This window comes from Streptomyces sp. NPDC018019, from assembly GCF_044327805.1.
Taxonomy (GTDB): Bacteria; Actinomycetota; Actinomycetes; order Streptomycetales; family Streptomycetaceae; genus Streptomyces.
The window spans coordinates 139,317-158,710 of the sequence record NZ_JBIRGD010000006.1 but is presented as its reverse complement, the minus strand read 5'-3'; the positions used below and the strand labels follow the sequence as shown (position 1 = coordinate 158,710).

At 73.5% G+C, this 19,394-nt stretch carries 22 protein-coding genes; 12 read left to right on the top strand and 10 right to left on the bottom strand.

The features are described 5' to 3' along the window. Positions 1–203: 203 nt before the first annotated feature. Entirely contained in the window at positions 204–1,046 is an 843-nt protein-coding gene (locus tag ACH4FX_RS12970; RefSeq protein WP_398478110.1) for a DeoR/GlpR family DNA-binding transcription regulator, read from the top strand. Positions 1,047–1,121: 75 nt separating this feature from the next. Here ACH4FX_RS12970 and ACH4FX_RS12965 read toward each other — a convergent pair whose 3' ends face one another. Continuing rightward, positions 1,122–2,279: a PLP-dependent cysteine synthase family protein gene (locus ACH4FX_RS12965; RefSeq protein ID WP_398478108.1), complete on the bottom strand. Its 1,158-nt coding sequence runs from the start codon at positions 2,277–2,279 to the stop codon at positions 1,122–1,124. Between the two features lie 245 nt (positions 2,280–2,524). On the opposite strand from ACH4FX_RS12965, the gene ACH4FX_RS12960 reads away from it, so the two are divergent. Together ACH4FX_RS12960 and ACH4FX_RS12955 are read left to right on the top strand one after the other, a co-directional pair. Continuing rightward, positions 2,525–2,815 carry a hypothetical protein gene (locus ACH4FX_RS12960; protein ID WP_398478106.1) on the top strand — a complete coding sequence of 97 codons (291 nt, stop codon included), beginning with the start codon at positions 2,525–2,527 and terminating at the stop codon, positions 2,813–2,815. A 171-nt stretch (positions 2,816–2,986) separates the two neighbouring features. Further along, positions 2,987–3,535 carry an ATP-binding protein gene (locus ACH4FX_RS12955; RefSeq protein ID WP_398478104.1) on the top strand — a complete coding sequence of 183 codons (549 nt, stop codon included), beginning with the start codon at positions 2,987–2,989 and terminating at the stop codon, positions 3,533–3,535. Between the two features lie 131 nt (positions 3,536–3,666). Here ACH4FX_RS12955 and ACH4FX_RS12950 read toward each other — a convergent pair whose 3' ends face one another. Then, positions 3,667–3,981 (bottom strand): SHOCT domain-containing protein, encoded by a 315-nt coding sequence (locus ACH4FX_RS12950; RefSeq protein ID WP_398478102.1) that lies wholly within the window; start codon positions 3,979–3,981, stop codon positions 3,667–3,669. 192 nt (positions 3,982–4,173) lie between these two features. Between ACH4FX_RS12950 and ACH4FX_RS12945 the strand changes: the two genes are divergently transcribed. The 5 genes from ACH4FX_RS12945 to ACH4FX_RS12925 all read left to right on the top strand — a co-directional run bounded on the left by ACH4FX_RS12945 (position 4,174) and on the right by ACH4FX_RS12925 (position 7,672). Continuing rightward, complete coding sequence (locus ACH4FX_RS12945) at positions 4,174–4,755, top strand: TetR/AcrR family transcriptional regulator (protein ID WP_398478100.1); 582 nt, start codon at positions 4,174–4,176, stop codon at positions 4,753–4,755. 41 nt (positions 4,756–4,796) lie between these two features. Next, positions 4,797–5,189, top strand: a complete 393-nt coding sequence (locus tag ACH4FX_RS12940; RefSeq protein ID WP_398478098.1) for a cupin domain-containing protein — start codon at positions 4,797–4,799, stop codon at positions 5,187–5,189. A 33-nt stretch (positions 5,190–5,222) separates the two neighbouring features. Beyond that, a complete protein-coding gene (locus ACH4FX_RS12935; protein ID WP_398478097.1) occupies positions 5,223–5,807 on the top strand; it encodes a DUF4865 family protein in 585 nt (194 codons plus the stop codon). After that, entirely contained in the window at positions 5,801–6,850 is a 1,050-nt protein-coding gene (locus tag ACH4FX_RS12930; protein WP_398478095.1) for a phosphotriesterase, read from the top strand. The genes ACH4FX_RS12935 and ACH4FX_RS12930 overlap by 7 nt, the downstream gene beginning before the upstream one ends. Positions 6,851–6,943: 93 nt before the next feature. Next, a complete protein-coding gene (locus ACH4FX_RS12925; protein WP_398478093.1) occupies positions 6,944–7,672 on the top strand; it encodes an aspartate/glutamate racemase family protein in 729 nt (242 codons plus the stop codon). Positions 7,673–7,726: 54 nt separating this feature from the next. On the opposite strand, the gene ACH4FX_RS12920 is transcribed toward ACH4FX_RS12925, so the two are convergent. Then, on the bottom strand, positions 7,727–8,959 hold the full coding sequence (locus tag ACH4FX_RS12920; RefSeq protein WP_398478091.1) for an ROK family protein: 1,233 nt from the start codon (positions 8,957–8,959) through the stop codon (positions 7,727–7,729). Between the two features lie 349 nt (positions 8,960–9,308). On the opposite strand from ACH4FX_RS12920, the gene ACH4FX_RS12915 reads away from it, so the two are divergent. The 3 genes from ACH4FX_RS12915 (at position 9,309) to ACH4FX_RS12905 (ending at position 10,873) form a co-directional block, all read left to right on the top strand. Beyond that, a complete protein-coding gene (locus ACH4FX_RS12915; protein ID WP_398478089.1) occupies positions 9,309–9,692 on the top strand; it encodes an SCO4225 family membrane protein in 384 nt (127 codons plus the stop codon). Continuing rightward, positions 9,679–10,434, top strand: coding sequence for a maleylpyruvate isomerase family mycothiol-dependent enzyme (locus ACH4FX_RS12910; protein WP_398478087.1), 756 nt, complete (start codon positions 9,679–9,681; stop codon positions 10,432–10,434). The genes ACH4FX_RS12915 and ACH4FX_RS12910 overlap by 14 nt, the downstream gene beginning before the upstream one ends. 193 nt (positions 10,435–10,627) lie before the next feature. Further along, complete coding sequence (locus ACH4FX_RS12905; protein WP_398478085.1) at positions 10,628–10,873, top strand: DUF6332 family protein; 246 nt, start codon at positions 10,628–10,630, stop codon at positions 10,871–10,873. A 97-nt stretch (positions 10,874–10,970) separates the two neighbouring features. On the opposite strand, the gene ACH4FX_RS12900 is transcribed toward ACH4FX_RS12905, so the two are convergent. The 3 genes from ACH4FX_RS12900 to ACH4FX_RS12890 all read right to left on the bottom strand — a co-directional run bounded on the left by ACH4FX_RS12900 (position 10,971) and on the right by ACH4FX_RS12890 (position 14,421). After that, on the bottom strand, positions 10,971–11,636 hold the full coding sequence (locus ACH4FX_RS12900; RefSeq protein WP_398478083.1) for a response regulator: 666 nt from the start codon (positions 11,634–11,636) through the stop codon (positions 10,971–10,973). Next, on the bottom strand, positions 11,633–13,036 hold the full coding sequence (locus tag ACH4FX_RS12895) for a sensor histidine kinase (RefSeq protein WP_398478081.1): 1,404 nt from the start codon (positions 13,034–13,036) through the stop codon (positions 11,633–11,635). The genes ACH4FX_RS12900 and ACH4FX_RS12895 overlap by 4 nt, the downstream gene beginning before the upstream one ends. Before the next feature lie 179 nt (positions 13,037–13,215). Continuing rightward, entirely contained in the window at positions 13,216–14,421 is a 1,206-nt protein-coding gene (locus ACH4FX_RS12890) for a geranylgeranyl reductase family protein (RefSeq protein WP_398478079.1), read from the bottom strand. Positions 14,422–14,608: 187 nt separating this feature from the next. On the opposite strand from ACH4FX_RS12890, the gene ACH4FX_RS12885 reads away from it, so the two are divergent. Continuing rightward, positions 14,609–15,976 (top strand): dipeptidase, encoded by a 1,368-nt coding sequence (locus ACH4FX_RS12885; RefSeq protein ID WP_398478077.1) that lies wholly within the window; start codon positions 14,609–14,611, stop codon positions 15,974–15,976. A gap of 57 nt (positions 15,977–16,033) precedes the next feature. Here ACH4FX_RS12885 and ACH4FX_RS12880 read toward each other — a convergent pair whose 3' ends face one another. The 4 genes from ACH4FX_RS12880 to ACH4FX_RS12865 all read right to left on the bottom strand — a co-directional run bounded on the left by ACH4FX_RS12880 (position 16,034) and on the right by ACH4FX_RS12865 (position 19,386). Further along, the gene (locus ACH4FX_RS12880; protein WP_398478075.1) at positions 16,034–17,068 is read right to left on the bottom strand and encodes an NUDIX domain-containing protein; all 1,035 of its coding nucleotides are present in this window, start codon (positions 17,066–17,068) and stop codon (positions 16,034–16,036) included. A gap of 73 nt (positions 17,069–17,141) precedes the next feature. Continuing rightward, entirely contained in the window at positions 17,142–17,435 is a 294-nt protein-coding gene (locus ACH4FX_RS12875; protein WP_398478073.1) for a hypothetical protein, read from the bottom strand. A gap of 116 nt (positions 17,436–17,551) precedes the next feature. Then, a complete protein-coding gene (locus ACH4FX_RS12870) occupies positions 17,552–18,472 on the bottom strand; it encodes a carbohydrate ABC transporter permease (protein WP_398478071.1) in 921 nt (306 codons plus the stop codon). Then, positions 18,469–19,386 carry a carbohydrate ABC transporter permease gene (locus ACH4FX_RS12865; protein WP_398478069.1) on the bottom strand — a complete coding sequence of 306 codons (918 nt, stop codon included), beginning with the start codon at positions 19,384–19,386 and terminating at the stop codon, positions 18,469–18,471. Before ACH4FX_RS12865 ends, ACH4FX_RS12870 begins: the two co-directional genes overlap by 4 nt. Positions 19,387–19,394: the final 8 nt, after the last annotated feature.

Below are 19,394 nucleotides of genomic sequence, written 5' to 3'. Positions count from 1 at the left end.
CGCCGCACGGTACCCGGCGGCGGAACGGCTGTCATGTCATGTTCAAGAAGCTTCCCACGGCTGCGTACGCGGCCACCGGCCCCTCGCGCCTGCTTCCTTCCCGCTTCCACGGGCGCACACCCCACCCCGGCGGGGCGGATGCGCCCGCCGCCGCGTGCGAGGATGAGGGCGCAACGGCAGCCGGGCGGAAGGGACAGGCCGGGGTGAGCGACAACCAGAACCTCCTCGCGGAGCAGCGTCGCGCTCTGATCCTCGACGAGGTCAGACGGCGCGGCGGCGTCCGCGTGAACGAACTGACCCGCAGGCTCAACGTCTCGGACATGACGGTCCGGCGCGACCTGGACGCCCTCGCCCGGCAGGGCATGGTCGAGAAGGTGCACGGCGGCGCGGTACCGGTCAGCGAGCCGAGCAGCCACGAGCCGGGCTTCGAGGCCAAGTCGGGGCTGGAGCTGAGCGCCAAGGAGGACATCGCCAAGGCGGCGGCCCGGATGGCGGCGCCCGGCGGCGCGATCGCCCTGGCGGGCGGCACCACCGCGTTCGCGCTGGCCCAGCAGCTGCTGGAGGTGCCGGACCTGACGGTGGTCACCAACTCGGTGCGGGTGGCCGACGTGTTCTACAACGCGCAGCGGGCGGCGGCCGGCAGTCCGGCCCCCCGGGCGGGCGCGGCGACGGTGGTGCTGACCGGCGGCGTGCGCACGCCCTCGGACACCCTGGTGGGGCCGGTGGCGGACGCCGCGATCCGCTCGCTCCACTTCGACGTGCTGTTCCTGGGCGTCCACGGCATATCGGTGGAGGCCGGGCTGTCCACGCCCAACCTCGCCGAGGCGGAGACCAACCGCCATTTCGTCCGGTCCGCCCGCCGAGTCGTGGTGGTGGCCGACCACACCAAGTGGGGCACCGTCGGACTCAGTTCCTTCGCCTCACTGGAGGACGTGGACGTGCTGGTGACCGACCGCGGGCTGCCGGCGCGGGCCCGCGAGGAGATCGCGGAGCTGCCGCCGGAGCTGGTGGTCGCGGGCGAACCGGGCGACGGCACGGACATCTGAGGGGCTGACGGCCAGGAGCGCGCCCGTACCCGAGGTCGACGCGCGCCGGCCCGCCGCCCGTCCGGGCCGGCCGGCTCAGCCGGGCCAGACCCCGGTCTCCAGGAAGGCGTCGATCGTCGCCGCGTACGGCGTGATGTCCAGGCCCTGCCCGGCCAGCCAGGTGTCGGAGTAGTACTTGTCCAGGTAGCGGTCGCCGGGGTCGCAGAGCAGCGTGACGACGGAGCCGGTGCGCCGCTCGGCGACCATCTCCGCGACGATCTTCAGCGCGCTCCACAGGCCGGTGCCCGTCGAGCCGCCCGCCTTGCGCCCGATGGCCCGCTCCAGGGCCCGGACGGCCGCCACGCTCGCCGCGTCCGGGACCTTCATCATCCGGTCGATGGCGCCGGGCACGAAGCTGGGCTCCATGCGCGGGCGCCCGATGCCCTCGATGCGCGAGGCGGTGGCGCAGTCCGTCTTCGCGTCGCCGGTGCGCCAGCCGTCGAAGAAGCAGGAGTTCTCCGGGTCGGGCACGCAGATGCGGGTGTCGTACTGCATGTAGTGCACGTAGCGGGCGATGGTCGCGGAGGTGCCGCCGGTGCCGGCCGTGGCGACGATCCAGGCGGGCTCCGGATACCGCTCCAGCCGCAGCTGCTGGTAGATCGACTCGGCGATGTTGTTGTTGCCGCGCCAGTCCGTCGCCCGTTCGGCGTAGGTGAACTGATCCATGTAGTGGCCGCCGGACTCGGCGGCGAGCCGGGCGGAGACCGCGTAGACCGTCCGCGGATCGTCCACGAGGTGGCACCGGCCGCCGTGGAACTCGATCAGCCGGGTCTTCTCGCGGCTGGTCGTGGCGGGCATCACCGCGATGAACGGCACACCGACCAGGCTCGCGAAGTACGCCTCGGAGACCGCGGTGGAGCCGCTGGACGACTCGATGACCGGCTTGCCGGGCCGGATCCAGCCGTTGCACAGCCCGTAGAGGAACAGCGAGCGGGCCAGCCGGTGCTTGAGGCTGCCGGTCGGATGGGTCGACTCGTCCTTCAGGTACAGGTCGATGCCCCATTCCTCCGGCAGCGGGAAGCGCAGCAAATGGGTGTCGGCCGTCCGGTTGGCATCCGCCTGCACCTTGCGCACGGCCTCTTTCAGCCAGGCCCGGTAGTCCGGATCACTGCGGTCGACGTCCACGGTCGGCATCGGGCCGCCGCTCCCGGGCACCCGCCCCGGGTGGTCGGCTGGTGACTGTGCGATGCTCATCGGCGCGCTCCCGGACGTCGTACGGAGCCCGCGCGGAACGCCGGGCCTGTCCCGACTATAACCACCTGCCACACGCTTCTCACCTGCATAAACAACCCTTTGGGCAGCCCCAAGCGAGGCCTGGGGAAAAGCTGGCGGCGAGCTTTGGCCAAGGGGTACTGGTGCCCACGGCACGACGCAGGCAGACTGCGCACCAAGGGGGCGGGTGCGGAGCGCACGCCCGACGTGCCAAGGAGGTGATCGCCATGGCGGAACCCGAATTCAACGCCACCGGGGTACGCATCGAACGGTGGCTGCTCCGGTCGCTGACCCGGGCCGGCCAGGTCGTGATCAAGGACGGCAGACTGGCGCTGCTGACGAGCTACGGCACCGAGATAGACAGCGCGCCGGTCCAGTCCGTACAGGCGCACAAACCGCTGTTCGCGGCCCGTGACCGGGCGCTCGCCACCCTGAACGGGCACCGCTATTCACTGACGCTGGGCACTCCGGACCGCTTCCTGGATGCCGTACGCGCGGCACGCTCCACACGCGCTTGACAGGGTCCTTCGGGGGACGGTGCGGTTGCGGGAGCGCACAGGCGGGACGACCCTGGACTCGTATCACTGAGGGTTCACCAGCGGTGACACTGTGGTGGAAGGCGGCATCGCTGGATCCGATCTTCGCCCCCGTCGTACGAGGGCGCCCGACCTCATCAGGGAGTCGTGGTCGTGATCAGGCAGCCCAGCAGACACTGCACGGTGGAGCTCCAGGCCCTTCCGGCCCGGATCGGCCAAGTGCGCAGAATCGTATCGGCGCAGCTCCGTTACTGGCGTCTCGACGCCTTGATAGACCCGGCCGCGCTCGGGGTGACCGAGCTGCTGGCCAATGTGCACCAGCACGCCGTGCCCAGCAAACAGTGCACCGTCGAACTTCTCGTACTGCTCGACCAGTTGACGGTCTCGGTGCGTGACCTGGACCCACGGCTGCCCCGGGTGCGGGCGGCCGGAACCCTCGATACCGAGGGCCGCGGACTGTCGCTGATCGCGGCCCTCAGCGAGAGTTGGGGGGTGCGGCCCGACGGCGGCGGCAAGGTCGTCTGGTTCACGCTCCCCGCCCTCACGATCGCACCGGAGGAATCCGTACGCCGTACGTCGACGGGGCGCTCGCCGTGCGCCCGCGGCGTGCTGTCGCGCGAACCGGCGCACACCGCCGTCGAACCACCCCTGCGCACACCGGTGGACGCCCGTCCGCGGGTGCGGGGTGCAGGGGTCGGTTGAAGGGGGCGGGTGGAACGGGCGGTCGGCGGGGCCGGTCGGCGGGGCGCCGCGGCCGGCCGGGCGACGGGTCGCCGCGCCCGGCTCGGCGGCGAGCCGCCGGGAGCGCTCGGGGCGCCGCGCTCACGCGGCACTCACGCCGCGCCGCCCTTCGGCCCGGTGCCGAACCGCTCGTCCAGGACGGAGAGCCGGCGCCAGTACTCCTCTTCGTCGATCTCCCCCGCCGCGAAGCGCCGGCCGAGCAGTCCGACCGGTGAGCGGTCCGTGCCGTCCGCCGGTCCCGGGGCGCGGCCCTGAGAGCCGTCGGACCGCCGCCAGGGGGCGCGCCCCCGCCACACGGTGCGCCGCAGCAGCACGAACACACCGAACACGACGGCCGCCCAGAACAGCGGGAAGAACAGGAACCAGGGGCCGGGGCCGCCGGTCCACGGGTGCGCCAGATCAAACATGAGGTCAGCTCCTTATCGGCCGCTCGGCAGCCGCCGCGGGTCGGGTGTTCTCCCTGTCGAGCCTGCGCCGCCGGAGGCCGCGGGGCGTCGTACGGCCGGCGGCACCGCGCGTACCACCAGGGAAGTACGCGTGTGCCCCATCCTCGCCCGCCCCTGTTGATCTTTGTAACTACTGGTATGTACAGTGAGGTCATGACCACCTCCGAACGCCTCATCGAGAGCACCCGGGAGCTCCTGTGGGAGCGCGGCTTCACCGGCACCAGCCCGAAGGCGATCCTGCAGCGCGCCGGCGTCGGCCAGGGCAGCATGTACCACCACTTCACGGGCAAGTCCGATCTCGCGCTCGCCGCCATCCGGCGCACCGCGCAGCACATGCGGGCCACCGCGGAGACCGCCCTGTCCGGTGACGGCGGCGCGTACGACCGGGTCCGCGCCTATCTGCTGCGCGAGCGCGACGTGCTGCGCGGCTGCCCGGTGGGCCGGCTGACCATGGACCCCGACGTCATCGCCGATCCGGCGCTGCGGCAGCCGGTGTTCGAGACGCTGGACTGGCTGCGCGGCCGGATCGCCGGAATCCTCCGGGAGGGCCTGGAGCGCGGCGAGTTCGACGCCGAGCTGGATCCGGAAGGCACCGCGGCGGCCGTGGTCGCGACCGTGCAGGGCGGTTACGTGCTGGCCCGCGCCGCGGAGTCGCCCGCCCCCTTCGACGCCGCCGTACACGGCGTGCTCTCCCTCCTCACCGCCCGCACCACCGGCCCGTCCCCTGCGGCCTGACACCACATCAGCTCACGCACCGACCGGAGAGGCCCCAACCCATGGAGATCACCCGTCGTCGCCCGGACAGCCGGCCCGGCCCCGCCGAGCACTTCACCGGCGCCGTGTGGCTGGACGAGCTGGCGGCGCCGCCCGCGCCGTCCCGGCTGCGCATGTTCAGCGTCCACTTCGCGCCCGGCGCCCGTACCGCCTGGCACCGCCACCCGAACGGGCAGGTCCTGCACGTCACCGAGGGCACCGGCCTGGTGCAGCGCCGGGGCGGCCCGGTCGAGGAGATCAGGGCCGGTGACACGGTGTGGACCGGGCCGGACGAATGGCACTGGCACGGTGCCGCGCCCGGCACGTTCATGACCCACCTCGCCGTGGTCGAGGCGGCGGCCGACGGCACGGCCGCCGAATGGGGCTGCCCGGTCGACGCCGTCCTCTCCGAGTGAACGCCCCTCTCCCCTCCCCCTTCAGGAGTTCCCGTGCACGCCTTGCAGTACGCCGTCACCCTGCCCGCCGACTACGACATGGACATCATCCGCGACCGGGTACGGACCCGGGGCCACCTCCTCGACGACTTCGACGGGCTGGGGATCAAGGCGTACGGCATCCGCGAACGCGGGGTCGGCGGTTCGGCCGTCAATCAATATGCGCCGTTCTACCTGTGGGCGGACGCCCCGGCGATGCACCGCTTCCTCCTCGGTGACGGGTTCCGGGGCGTGATCCGGGACTTCGGCCGCCCGGTCGTACAGCACTGGATGGGCGTCCACCACGAGCGCGGGCCGGCGGCGGGGGCGGTGCCCCGCTGCTTCGTGCGCCGTACGCGGATGCTCGCCGAGGGCACGGATCCGGCCACCGCCGTCGAGGAAGCGGTGACCGAGCAGCGGCAGCTGGCCCGTACCGACGGTGTGCACACCACCGCGCTGGCGCTCGACCCCCGGCACTGGGAACTGGTGCACTTCACCCTCTGGGAGGACACCCCGCCCGCGTCGGACGGGGAGCTCTACCAGGTCCTGCATCTCTCCGCGCCGGGGGCGGACCGGCTGCCGGTGGGCGCGCAGTGGTGACCGCGCCCCTGGAGGACACCGCCGTCCGTCCGGCCGCCACCGTCCGTACCGTCTCGGGGGACGTCTCCCCCGCCGCCCTCGGTGTCTGCGACGCCCACGACCACCTGTTCCTGCGCAGCCCGCTGCTGCCCGGCCAGGAACTGGCCGACTCCGGCGCCGCGGCGGCGGAGTTGCGGGCCTTCCGGGAGGCGGGCGGCGGCACCGTGGTCCAGTGGACGCCGTACGGGATGGGGCGGCGCGCGGGTGAACTGCCGCGACTGGCGGCGGAGTCGGGGGTGCGGATCATCGCGGCCACCGGGCTGCATCAGGCGGTCCACTATGCGCCCGAGGTGCTGGGGCGGGTGCGGGGGAAGGCCGGCGGCGCCCCGGACGGAACGGCTGGTCTGGCCGGGCTGGCCGGGCTCTTCGTGGCCGAGTTGACGACCGGGATCGGCGGCCGGGACGGCGGTCCCGGCGGGGGCGGTCCGGAAGCGGAGCGGACCGCCGTGCGACCGCGGGCCGGCATGATCAAGGTCGCCGGCGGCTTCCACGGCCTGGACGCGCACGCCCGGTACACCATGGCCGCCGCGGCCGAGGCCCACCAAGCCACCGGCGCCCCCATCGGCGTCCACCTGGAGCTGGGCACCGGCGCGGCGGACGTCCTCGACCTGCTGTGCGACCGGCTGGCGGTGCCGCCGGACCGTGTGATCCTGGGCCATCTCAACCGCTCGCCCGACCTCGTCGTCCACCGGCAGGCCGCCGCGGCCGGGGCCTACCTGGCCTTCGACGGCCCCTCGCGCGCCCACCACGCCACGGACTGGCGGCTGCCGGACGCGCTGGCCGCGCTCGCGGACGCCGGGTACGCGGACCGGCTGCTGCTCGGCGGGGACACGACGACCGCGGCGGCCCGCTCGGTGAACGGCGGGCCCGGGATGCCCCACCTGCTGCGCCGGCTGCGTCCGCGGCTCGAAGTCGCCCTGGGCGAGGCGTTGGTGCGGCGTGTCTTCACCACGAACCCGGCCCGGGCGTTCGCGGTCGCGTGGGAGCCGACGGGCAGTGCGTGAAGGCGAGCCCTCGGGGAGCGTTGGGGGGGGAGCGTTGGCGGCCGGCGCGGGTGACAATGGCGGCAGACGCGTCCGTCGGCCTCGGGAGGCACCGTGCGGCACTTGGGCATCCTCGCGCACAGCACCGAAGGCGCGGCGCTGTGCTTCCGGGCGTTCTGCCAGGAGGGCTTCGCCGAACTGGGACCGTACGAGCACCCGGACGTGACGCTGGACTGCATCAGCATGGCCCGCAGCATGCCCGCCTGGGAGGCCGGTGATCACCACGCCGTCCGGGCGACGCTCCTGGAGAGTGTGGCGCGCCTCGGCCGCGCCGGCGCGGACTTCTTCGTCTGTCCGGACAACACCGCCCACCTGGCGCTCGGGCTGCCCGGCGCGGAACTGCCGCTGCCCGGCCTGCACATCGCCGAGGTGGTCGCCGAACGCGCCGCCCGCGCCGGGTTCCGGCGCGTCGGCGTGCTGGGGACCGCGTATACGATGGACGGCCCGCTCTACCGGGACGCGCTGGGCGGCCGGGGCATCGCGGCCGAGGTGCCGGACGAGCGGGACCGCCGTACCGTCCACGACATCATCTTCGGCGAGCTGGTGAACGGTGTCTTCTCCGGGCCCGCGCGCCAGGAGTACGTACGCGTCATCGAGCGGCTGGCAGCGCGCGGCTGCGACGCGGTCGCCCTGGTCTGTACGGAGATTCCGCTGCTGGTGACCCCGGAGGTCTCGCCGCTGCCGACGCTGGACTCGACGCGGCTGCTGGCGCGCGCGGCCTTCGAGACCGCCGTCGGCCGGCGGCCCGCGCCGGTGTGGCGCGGGGGCCCGGCCGCCCACTGAGGCGCGCACCTCGGCACCGCAGCCACTCAGCCGCCCCGGCCCTTCCCCCTGCCCCTACTCTTCCTTCTGCCCCTCCAGCACCACCAGCGGATCGTCCAGCACCGGCTGCCACGCCAGCTCCGCCGCGCCGACCAGGCTGTTGTGGTCGAGTGAGCAGGGCAGGATCGGTACGCCGCCGCTGCGCCCCCACAGGCTGCGGTCGGCGACCACGGCCCGCAGCCGTTCCGGGTCGGCGCCCAGGAGTTCGCGGTGCAGGCCGCCGAGGATGATGCGGTCGGGGTTGAGGATGTTGACCAGCCCGGCGATGCCCAGGCCCAGCCGGTCGATCAGCAGGTCGGCGGCGGCCCGTACGGACGGGTCGTGGTATTCCTCGCGCAGCAGGTCGGTGGCCTGCCGCAGCAGTGAGCCCTCGGGGCCGGGCGCGCGGCGCGCGGCGCCGAGGAAGGCGAGCGGGTCCGCCTCGACGTCCAGGCAGCCGCGGCTGCCGCAGTGGCAGGGCGCGCCCTCCGGGTTGACGGTCAGGTGGCCGACCTCCAGGGCCAGGCCCGAACTGCCGCTGTGCAGCCGCCCGTCCAGCACCAGCGCGCCACCGACGCCCCGGTGCCCGGAGGCGACGCACAGCAGGTCGCGGGCGCCGCGGCCGGCGCCGTGCCGGTGTTCGGCCAGGGCAACGAGGTTGACGTCGTTGCCCGTGAAGCCGACCGCCGGGGTGACCCCGGGAATCCGGGCCTCGGCTAGCGCGCGCCGGAAGAGGCGGCGTACGGGGGCGCCCGTGGGCCAGGCCAGGTGCAGCGGGTTGAGCGCCTCGCCGTCGGGTTCGGCGACGGCGGACGGGATGGCGAGCGCCGCGCCCAGACAGCGCCGCCCGGTCCGTTCGAGCATCCCGGCCCCGGACGCCACGACTTCGGCAAGTACGTGGGCCGGGTCGGCGGGGATGGTGTCGCAGCCGCTCTCGGTGGCCACGATCCGCCCGCCGAGGCCGACCAGCGCGGTGCGGTAGCCGTCGGCGTGGATCTGCGCGGCGAGGACGACGGGGCCGTTCTCGTCGATGAACAGCCGGTGCGAGGGGCGGCCTTGGGACCCCGCCGAGGCGGTCGGGCGGGAGTCGACGATGATCAGGCCGAGCGCTTCCAGCTCCGCCGCCACCGCGCCCGCGGTCGCCCGGGTCACGCCGAGTTCCGAGGTCAGCACGGCACGGGTGGGTGCGCGCCCGGTGTGTACGAGCTCCAGTGCGGGGCCGAGAGCGCTGCGGCCCCGCTCCAGCCTGGTTGTCCGAGTGTGGGTCACGTCCCCATTCTTGCTTTGTGCCGACGGTGAACAAAATACGGGCCGCCCTTCCGGGCCCCCGGGTGCCCGGCGTGCGGCCGTACCCGGCGGGCGCGACGGGCGTCTCGTGTACGGCCGGAAGCGGGGCGGCGGATACCGCCGACGGCCGGGTACGGCTACCGCACGGCGCGTACGGCCCCGTACGCGGGAGTCGATACCCGGATGCCGGGTACCCGACCTGCCGGAAGGGACCGATCGCGGACCATAATGGGCTACTTGGTCATGGATTCGGCCAGGGCATCCGGCCGACGGGCGCCGGCGCGCGACGCGCGCCCCGTCCGCCCGGCCACCCCGACACCTGGGGGACGGCATGAACACCACATCCCGGCTGCGCGGCCTCGCGCGGTTGACGTTCGGCAATCCGGTTTCGCTGGTCTACCTGGGCCTGGTGGTCGCGGCGGTGCTCTTCGCCCTGGTGGACATGGTCTTCGTCGAACACCAGGACGCCTCGTTCGCGGGCATCTGGGCGGTGCTGCTCACCGCTCCCACGATCTTCCCGCTGTGGCTCGCCGGTGACGCGCTGTGGGGTGACGCGGGCTCGCCGCAGTGGTTCGCGGTGCTGACCCTCGCGGTCGCCGCACTGGTCAACGCGCTGCTCCTGGGGCTGGTCCACCGGGGGCTGCGCGGGCGGCCGATGACGCGCGGGCCCGTTGTCAGTGGTGGCTGGCACACTCAACGGCATGGAGATCGCTGACTTCATCGATTCGCTGGAGCGGGACGGCCGACTGCTCGCCGACGCCGCCGAGAAGGCCGGGGCGGACGCCCCGGTCCCGACCTGTCCGGAGTGGCGGGTGCGCGACCTGCTCGTCCACACGGGCCGGGTGCACCGCTGGGCCACCCGCTACGTGGCGGACGCCGTCCAGGAGAAGGTGGCGCCGCCCGACGACCCGCGGCTGCCCGACGAGGCACTCGCCGACTGGCTGCGCGACGGCTGCCGGAAGCTGGCGTCGGTGCTGCGCGCGGCCCCGGCGGACATATCCTGCTGGACCTTCCTGCCCGCGCCGTCCCCCCTGGCCTTCTGGGCACGGCGCCAGGCACACGAGACGGCGATCCACCGCGCCGACGCCGAGGCCGCGCTCGGCGCGGGCATCACCCCCTCCGCGCCCGGCTTCGCGGTGGACGGCATCGACGAGTTGCTGATCGGCATGGTCGCGCGGCGGCACGAAGCCCTGCGGACGGACGCGCCGCGGACGCTGCGCATACGGGCCACCGGCGAGGCCACCGGGACCTGGACGGTGCACGTGTCGGACGCGCCCCCGCGCGTGGAACGCACACCGGAGGCCCCGGCACCGGACGCCGCCGCACCGGACTGCGTAATCGAGGGACCGGCACCCGAGCTGTACCTGGCCCTGTGGAACCGCCACCCGCTGGACGGCCTCACGGTCACGGGCGACACCTCCCTGGCCCAACTGTGGCGCGAACGCTTCACGATCTGAACAGGAGGACGGGGCTGGGGGGCGTGTGGTCCGGGGAGCGGGGGTCTCCGGACCGGCCCGGGTGGGGTGAGGTGGGTGGGGCGAGGCGAGTGGGGCGGGTGGGTGGGGGGAGGGCAGAGGGGGAAGGGAACCGCAGCCAAGGAAGCAACCGGCCGATCCCCCACCCCTGCCCACCACATGACAAACTGTCACCATGTCCCCACCCCGCTCCCAAGCCGAACGCGACGCGATGACCGTCGAGATCGGCTTCGCCCTGCTGACCGGTGTGTTCGCGGCCGCTCTCGCCTTCGGTGCCGTGGTGAGTCCGTTGCTGTTCACGGACCCGGGGCGCACCGGGACCGGCGTGCTGCTGGCGACGGCCGGGAGCGCGGCGGGGGTGGCGTTCGTCTGGCGGGTGGTGCGGGTCCTGCGCCGCTTCACCGGGCGCAGCTCCGGATAGCGGCCGGGACGGCGTGTCGCCACCGGGCGTCGCCCGGCCGCCCCGTTCCGCGTCCGGCCCACCCGCTCCGCGCCCACCCCACCCGTTCCGCAACCGGTTACCCCAGCCACCCCGGGCGCACGAGCCCCGACTCATAGGCCAGTACGACCAGTTGGGCCCGGTCGCGGGCGCCCAGCTTGATCATTGTGCGGCTGACGTGGGTCTTGGCGGTCAGCGGGCTGACGACCAGGCGGCGGGCGATCTCCTCATTCGACATGCCGAGGCCGACCAGCGTCATCACTTCCCGCTCCCGTTCGGTGAGCGCGGACAGGGTGCCGGCGGCGGCCGGTTCCTTGGAACGGGCGGCGAATTCGGCGATCAGCCGGCGGGTGACGCCCGGCGAGAGCAGCGCGTCGCCCTCGACCACGGCGCGTACGGCTCGTACGAGTTCCTCCGGTTCGGTGTCCTTGACCAGGAAGCCGGCGGCGCCCGCGCGGATCGCCTCGAAGACGTACTCGTCCAGTTCGAAGGTGGTGAGCATGACCACCTTCACGGCGGACAGCCGGGGGTCCTCGGAGATCTGCCGGGTGGCGGCGAGCCCGTCCAGCACCGGCATCCGGATGTCCATCAGCACCACGTCCGGGCGCAGCTCGCGCAGGGCGATCAGCGCCTCCTCGCCGTCCGCCGCCTCGCCGACGACCTCGATGCCGGGCTGGGCGTCCAGCAGGGCCCGGAATCCGGCGCGGACCAGCAGCTGGTCGTCGGCGAGCAGTACCCGGATCACGACTCCTCCTCGGTGGCGGTGGATTTCACCGTATCCGTAGCGCGCGCGGAGCCGGGGCCGTGCGGCGCCGGTGTCGGCGGGCGCAGCGGAAGGCGGGCGCGCACCCGGAACCCGCCGTCCGGCCGCGGGCCCGCCTCGACGGTGCCGCCGAGGGCGGCGGCCCGTTCCCGCATCCCGACCAGGCCGTTGCCGCCCCCGGCGACGTCCCCCGCGTCCCCCGCCTCCCCGGGGTTCCCGGCCCGCCCGGCGGCGGTCGCGGGGCCGTCGTCGTCGACCGTGATCTCCAGTGCGCCGGGAAGACGGACGAGCCGGACCCGGGCCGTGCGGGACCCGGAGTGCCGGACGACATTGGTCAGCGCTTCCTGCACGATCCGGAAGGCGGCGAGATCGGCGCCGGGGGCGAGGCCGGTGGGGTCGCCCTCCTCGGTGACCCGTACCGTGAGCCCGGCCCCTTCGGCCTGCTCGCACAGTTCGGGCAGCCGGGCCAAACCGGGCGCCGGGGACCGCGGGGCGTCGCCCGGAGCCCGCAGCGCGGCCAGGACCTGCCGCACCTCGCCCAGCGCTTCCTTGCTGGCGGCCTTGATGGTGGTCAGGGCCGTACGCGCCTGCTCGGGGTCGTCGTCCAGCAGGGCGAGTCCGACGCCCGCCTGGACGTTGATGACGGAGATGCTGTGCGCCAGCACGTCGTGCAGTTCCCGGGCGATCCGCAGCCGTTCCTCGTCGGCCCGCCGCCGCTCGGCGGCCACCCGCTCGGCGCGCGCTCGCGCGAGCTGTTCACGGCGTACGCGCGCCAGCTCGGAGACGGCCACGACCGCCACCACCAGGACGGTGATGAACAGCTGCTCGCCCCAGGGCGCCGGCCCGTCGCCCGGTGGCGGCAGCCAGCGGTAGAGCCAGTGGCCGACCAGCAGATGGCCCGCCCAGATCAGGGCGACGGCGGCCCAGGCCGCCACGCGCCGCCCGGCCACGATGCCCGCGAAGCAGCCGAGGGCGACGGTGAGCAGAACGGGGCCGTACGGATATCCGGCGGCGAGGTAGACAGTGGCGGCGACCGCGGTGCCGAGGGCGACCGTACGCGGGAAGCGGTGCCGCCAGAGCAGCAGCACCGCGCCCGTGACGAGCAACGCGTACGCGAACGGGTCGGGAGCGGCACGCTCCGGCTGTCTCAGCCCAGCGAACCGCGTGCCGACGAGCACGAACACGGTGAGGACGGCCGTGGAGGCCCAGGGCAGCCGCGTACCGGCCGCGAAGGTCCGGGGCAGCCGCGTACCGGCGGTGGCGCCGGGCGCCCCCGTGCCGAACCGCCCGGCCGGGCCGTCCCCCTCGCCCGGCGAAAGCCGCCCGCGGTCCGGGAAGAGGCCGCGGCAGAACCGCGCCCACGGCGGCCTTCCGTTGTCCATCCCGCCACGCTAGACCGGCGCGCCGTACGGACGCGTCAGCCCAGCGCGGTGATCGGGTGTACTCCGGGGGGAGTAGCCGGCGGGGGCGGCACCTCCCGGAGCGCCCCGCCCGTCCCGTAGGTACACCAGCGCACCTGCGCACAGAACCGCTGAGTGGCCGCTCGCCGTAAGGGCAGGCCCTATGGCCGGTCCATCGCCCCCAGCGCCCGCCGTGCGACCGGATGCGTCCGTACGATCTCGGCCAGCGTCGTCGTGCCGCGGACGATCTTCGCGAAGGCGTGCCAGGCGGGGCGGAAGCCGGTCAGGGCCGCGTGGATCATGCCGGGGCGGCGCGAGAAGACCGTGAGCATACGGCGGCCGACGCCCATCTCCACGCCCAGCCCGGCCTTGATCGCGAAGGCGTAGTTCAGTGCCTGGCGCCGCGCGTCCACCGCGTCGTGCGCCTCGGAGACGCGGACCGCCCACTCCCCCGCGAGCCGCCCCGAGCGCAGCGCGAAGGAGATGCCCTCGCGGGTCCAGGGCTCCAGCAGCCCGGCCGCGTCACCGCACACCAGGACCCGGCCGCGGGAGAGCGGCGAGTCGTCGGCGCGGCAGCGGGTCAGGTGGCCGGAGGAGATGCTCGGCTCGAAGCCCGCGAGGCCGAGCCGGCCGATGAAGTCGTCCAGGTAGCGCTTGGTCGCGGCGCCTTCGCCGCGGGCCGAGATCACGCCGACGGTGAGGGTGTCGCCCTTGGGGAAGACCCAGCCGTAGCTGCCCGGGATCGGTCCCCAGTCCACCAGCACCCGCCCGGCCCAGTCCTCGGCGACCGTCGGCGGCACCGGGATCTCGGCCTCCAGGCCCAGGTCGACCTGGTCCATCTTCACGCCGACGTGCGCGCCTATCCGGCCGGCGCTGCCGTCCGCGCCGACCACCGCGCGGGCCAGCACCACCTCGCCGTCGGCCAGCACCACGGCGACGGTCCGCCGGTCCGGCACCGCCGAGCCGTGCTGTTCCACCCGGGAGACCGTGACGCCGGTGCGCAGCTCGGCGCCGGCGTCCTGGGCCGTCTTGACCAGCTGGGCATCGAACTCGGGACGGTTGATGAGCCCGAAGAGCATGTGCTTCGAGCGGCGCGTGCGGGTCAGCTTCCCGTTGAGCGAGAACGTCACCGCGTGGACCCGGTCGCGCAGCGGCAGGTCGAAGCCGGGCGGCAGCGCGTCCCGGGACGGCCCGATGATGCCGCCGCCGCAGGTCTTGTACCGCGGCAGTTCGGCTTTCTCCAGGAGCAGCACCCGGCGTCCCGTACACGCCGCGGCGTAGGCGGCCGAGGCGCCGGCGGGTCCCGCGCCCACCACCACGACGTCCCACACCTGCTGGTTCCCCTCGGCTGCGCTGTCGCTGCTCACCTGTGCTTCTGCTCCCGTTCGATGCCGTGCCGCGTACCGCCCGCATCCTACGGCGCGCCCCGGGGCGAGCGTCCTGTGGGAAGATCGGCCCCACAATCGCCCGTACGTACGGTTGGTCCGGTGCGGCACACCGGACGGACCCGCGCGTGACCCACGTGTACAACGTCGTGCCCACAAGGAGCGTTCCATGCCTGACAGCCCGCTCGCGCACACCGTCGCCGCCCTGCAGCCCCGGGCCAGGACCGAGCTGGCCGAACTGGTGGCCTTCAAGTCCGTCGCCGACCCGGCGCAGTTCCCCAGGAGCGAGTGCGAGGCCGCCGCCGAGTGGGTGGCGGGCGCGCTGCGGGCCGACGGGTTCACCGATGTGGCGCTGCTCGACACCCCGGACGGCACCCAGTCGGTGTACGGCTTCCTGCCGGGCCCGGCCGGCGCGCCGACCGTGCTGCTGTACGCCCACTACGACGTGCAGCCGCCGCTGGACGAGTCCGCCTGGATATCGCCGCCCTTCGAGCTGACCGAGCGGGACGGCCGCTGGTACGGGCGCGGCGCCGCGGACTGCAAGGGCGGCCTGATCATGCATCTGACGGCGCTGCGGGCGCTCAAGGAGCACGGCGGCGTCCCGGTCAACGTCAAGGTGATCGTGGAGGGCTCGGAGGAGCAGGGCACCGGCGGGCTGGAGCGGTACGCCGAGGCCCACCCCGAGCTGCTGGCCGCCGACGCCGTGGTCATCGGTGACACCGGCAACTTCCGCGTCGGCCTGCCGACCGTCACGGCGACACTGCGCGGCATGACGGTGGTCCGCGTCCAGGTGGACACCCTGGCGGGCAACCTGCACTCCGGTCAGTTCGGCGGGGCCGCCCCCGACGCGCTGGCGGCGCTGATCCGGATCCTGGACTCGCTGCGGGACGAGGACGGCTCGACGACGGTCGACGGGCTGGATGCCGAGGCGGCCTGGGAGGGTCTGCAGTACCCGGAGGAGGAGTTCCGCCGGGACGCCAAGGTGCTCGACGGCGTCGGCCTGACCGGCAGCGGTACGGTCGCCGACCGCCTCTGGGCCCGTCCCGCCGCCACCGTCCTCGGTATCGACTGCCCGCCGGTGATCGGCGCCACGCCGTCCGTGCAGGCGAGCGCGCGGGCGCTGGTGAACCTGCGCGTCCCGCCGGGCACGGACGCCGTGAAGGCGACCGAGCTGCTCACCGCCCACCTGGAGAACGCCGCGCCGTGGGGCGCCCGGGTCTCGGTGGAGCAGGTCGGGCAGGGCCAGCCGTTCCGCGCGGACACCGGCAGCCCGGCGTACGCGTCGATGGCGTCGGCGATGCGCGAGGCGTACGACGGCACGGAGATGCAGACGTCCGGTATGGGCGGTTCGATCCCGCTGACCAACACCCTGGCGGCGCTCTACCCGGAGGCCGAGATCCTGCTCATCGGCCTCAGCGAGCCGGAGGCGCAGATCCACGCGGTCAACGAGTCCGTCTCGCCGGAGGAGCTGGAGCGCCTCTCGCTCGCCGAGGCGCTGTTCCTCCAGCAGTACGCGCGGCAGAAGGCACAGCAGTAGGGACCGCCGCCGGCCGAGCCCCGGTACGGCACCGGCCGGGGCCCTCCCCGCCGCGCCTCATCCCACAGGGACGCCCGCCTCAAGGTTGAGGGGGCGTCCCTGTTCGCGTGCGCGCAGGGCCCAGCGCAGCCGGTTCCAGCGCACCGGGGGCAGCATGTCCGCCGCCTCCTCCTCGGTGGCGAACCGCCAGCCGCGCAGTTCGGGTCCCGGCAGCAGGAGGTCGCGGATCTGCTCGCCGGCCAGCCGCCCGCCGTCGAAGAGCATCCGCAGCCCGCCGAAGCCGGGTGGTTTGGGCGGCTCCCAGTCCAGCACCAGCAGGCGCGGCGCGCTGTGCAGCCGGATGCCCAGTTCCTCCGTCACCTCGCGGAGCCCGGCGCGGGCCGGGGGTTCGCCCGGCTCCACCACACCGCCCGGGAACTCCCAGCCCGGCTTGTACGTCGGATCCACCAGCAGCACCCGGTCGGCGTCGTCGAAGAGCAGCACGCCGGCCGCCAGGGTCTCCGCCGTGGGTTCCGGTGTCTGCACGATGTCGCAGGCCCCCGCGCCCGTGCGGACCGCCTCCGCGACCCGCTCGGCGGTCTCCCGGGGGGTCAGCCGCGCGGTGTCGATGACGTGCGCGTCCTGCTTGAGCCAGCCCAGCGCGTCCTCGTACGACTCCAGGTGGGCCAGGCCCCGCTGCCGTGCCGCCGCGGCGCACGCCCCGTCCCCGCTCCGGCCCGCGCACCGGTCCAGGCGCTCCCGGAGGATCGTTTCCTCCGCGTGCAGCAGGATGTGGCGCACGGGCACCCGGCGCGCGGCCAGCCCACCGAATATCTCGTCCCGGTACTCCTGGCGCAGCAGCGGCATCGGGGTAACGAGCGGCCCCGGCACCTCGTTCAGCAGGGCCGCCGCGGTGTCCACGACGAGCCGGCGCCAGGCCGGCAGGTCCTGGTAGTCGCCGATCTCCTCCAGCCGCGCGGCGGGCAGCATCAGCCGCAGTTCGCTGCCGACCAGTGCGGGGTCGTAGAGCGTGCTTCCGGGAAGCAGGTCCAGCAGGTACCGGGCCGCGGTGGACTTTCCCGCACCGGACGCGCCGTTCAGCCAGACGATCACATTGCCCCCTTGTCCCTAGACCCCTGTGAGTTGCCCGTAACACCCTGCCACGGAAACTTTTGCGGGGCCGGGCCTATCCGCGCGCGCCCGGGGACGTGGCCTTTTCCACCTTCGGCGCGATCCCGGCAGGTTTGAAGACGCCCTTGTACGCGCTGATCGCGGCGACCGCGGCGACGAGGATGCTGCTCACCACGTCCTTTCCGGCGAAGTCCCCGGCGAAGAGCGCGCTCCCCAGCCCCACCAGAACCGACACCACCACCTGCACCAGCGTTCGGGCGGCGCGCGACCACTCGGGCCGGTTGATGACCGCGATGAGCACCGGCGACGCGAATCCCACGATCAGCGCCCACAACTGCGCGTTCGTCATGGCGTTTCCCTTCCCGCTCGGGATGTAGCCGGAGCGTCGCCGCCCCGGCCGTACCCGGCAAGGGCCCGCGCACGGAATTCCCTGTCCGCGGACGCGCCCGGCCGCGGGCCGGCCCGTCAGCCCTTGTTCGCGCCCAGGGTGAGTCCCGCGATGAAGTGCCGTTGCAGGAGCAGGAAGACGACGACCGTGGGCAGGGCGACGATGACCGATCCCGCGGCCAGCAGGTTGTAGTCGGTGAAGAACTGCCCGCGCAGATTGTTCAGGGCGGAGGTGACGGGGAGTTTGTCCCCGGTGGAAAGGAAGACCAGCCCCCAGAGGAAGTCGTTGTACATCCAGGTGAATTGCAGGGTGCCCAGGGCGGCGAGCGCGGGGCGGCACAGCGGCAGCGTCACGTGCCGGTAGCGCGTCCACACCCCGGCACCGTCCACGATCGCCGCCTCCAGGATTTCCGGCGGCAGGGTCCGCATGAAATTCGCCAGGACGAAGACGCAGAAGCCGAGCTGGAAGGCGATCTGCACGGCGAGCACCGCCCACAGCGAGTCGTACAGCGTCAGCGAGTCGGACATCCAGTACGGCAGCGGCACCTCGTTGAAGAGCACGTAGAGCGGGGTGACGATGACCTGCTGCGGCAGCAGGTTCCCGGCCGTGAAGACCATGAGCAGGACCAGGGAGCCGCGCAGCCGCAGCCGGGCCACGGCGAAGGCGGTGAACGACGCCAGGAAGAGCGTGATCAGTACACCCGGCACCGTGATCAGCAGCGAGTTCAGGAAGTGCCGGCCCATTCCGGAATCGGTGAACGCCTGCCGGTAATAGTCGAAGGAGAGCCGGCTCGGCAGCGAGAAATAGCCGTCCCGGGCGGTTTCCTCGTACGGGCGCAGCGAGGCGTAGACCGCCAGCAGCAGCGGTGCGAGGAAGGCGAGCGAGACGGCGAGCAGAAAGGCGTGCACGCCGAAACGGCCCCGGCGGCGGCCGGGTGTGCCGCGGGCCGGGCCGCCGGGGCTCGCCGGACGCCGGACGCGTACCGCGGATACGGTCATCGCCGCGCTTCCCCCCTCAGTTCCTGGACGAGATAGGTGATGATGAAGCCGAGGGAGACCAGCAGCAGGACGACCGCGATGGCCGAGCCGAAACCGATCCGGCTCGCCTCGCCGATGATGTTGTCGGTCACCAGCACGGACAGCAGTTCCAGCCCGTTGCGGCCCTTGTTGACGGCGTAGACGATGTCGAAGGCGCGCAGCGCCTCGATGACGGTGATGACGCCGACGATGACGTTGACCGGGCGCAGCGCCGGCAGTACGACCCGGAAGAAGGCCTGCCGTTCGCTCGCCCCGTCGATCGCCGCGGCCTCCTTGAGCTCCGGGTCGACGGATTTCAGCCCGGCGAGGTAGAGGATCATCACGTAACCGGTGTGCCGCCAGCAGGCGGCCAGCAGGACCGTCCAGATGTTCAGGTCCGGGTCGCCGAGCCAGTCGACCGGATCGTCCTGGTTGCCCAGCAGGGCGTTGAGCGCGCCCTGGTCGCGGGAGAGGATCAGCTGGGCGATGAAGCCGACGACGGCGAGCGAGAGCACCACCGGCATGTAGAGGGTGGACTGGTAGAAGCGGCTGAACCGTACGCCGCGGTCGATGAGGACGGCGAGCAGCAGCCCGAACGGCGTGGCGAGCAGCCCGAGGGCGGCCAGCCACAGCAGGTTGTTGCGGACCGCCGGCCAGAACCGCGGGTAGTCGGCGAAGAGGTCCGCGTAATTGCCGAGGCCGGCCCATCCGAGGTCGCCAACGCCGTCCCAGGTCGTGAAGGACAGGCCGACGGAGGCCAGTGTCGGGCCCCAGACCAGGGCGAGGTCGAGCACGATCGGCAGCCCCAGCAGGAGGCACAGGACGGCGAGGTCGCGGCGGGTGTGGCGGCGCGGGCCCCGGCGCCGTACGGCACGCCGCGGCACGGATGTCGGCATGGTTCCCG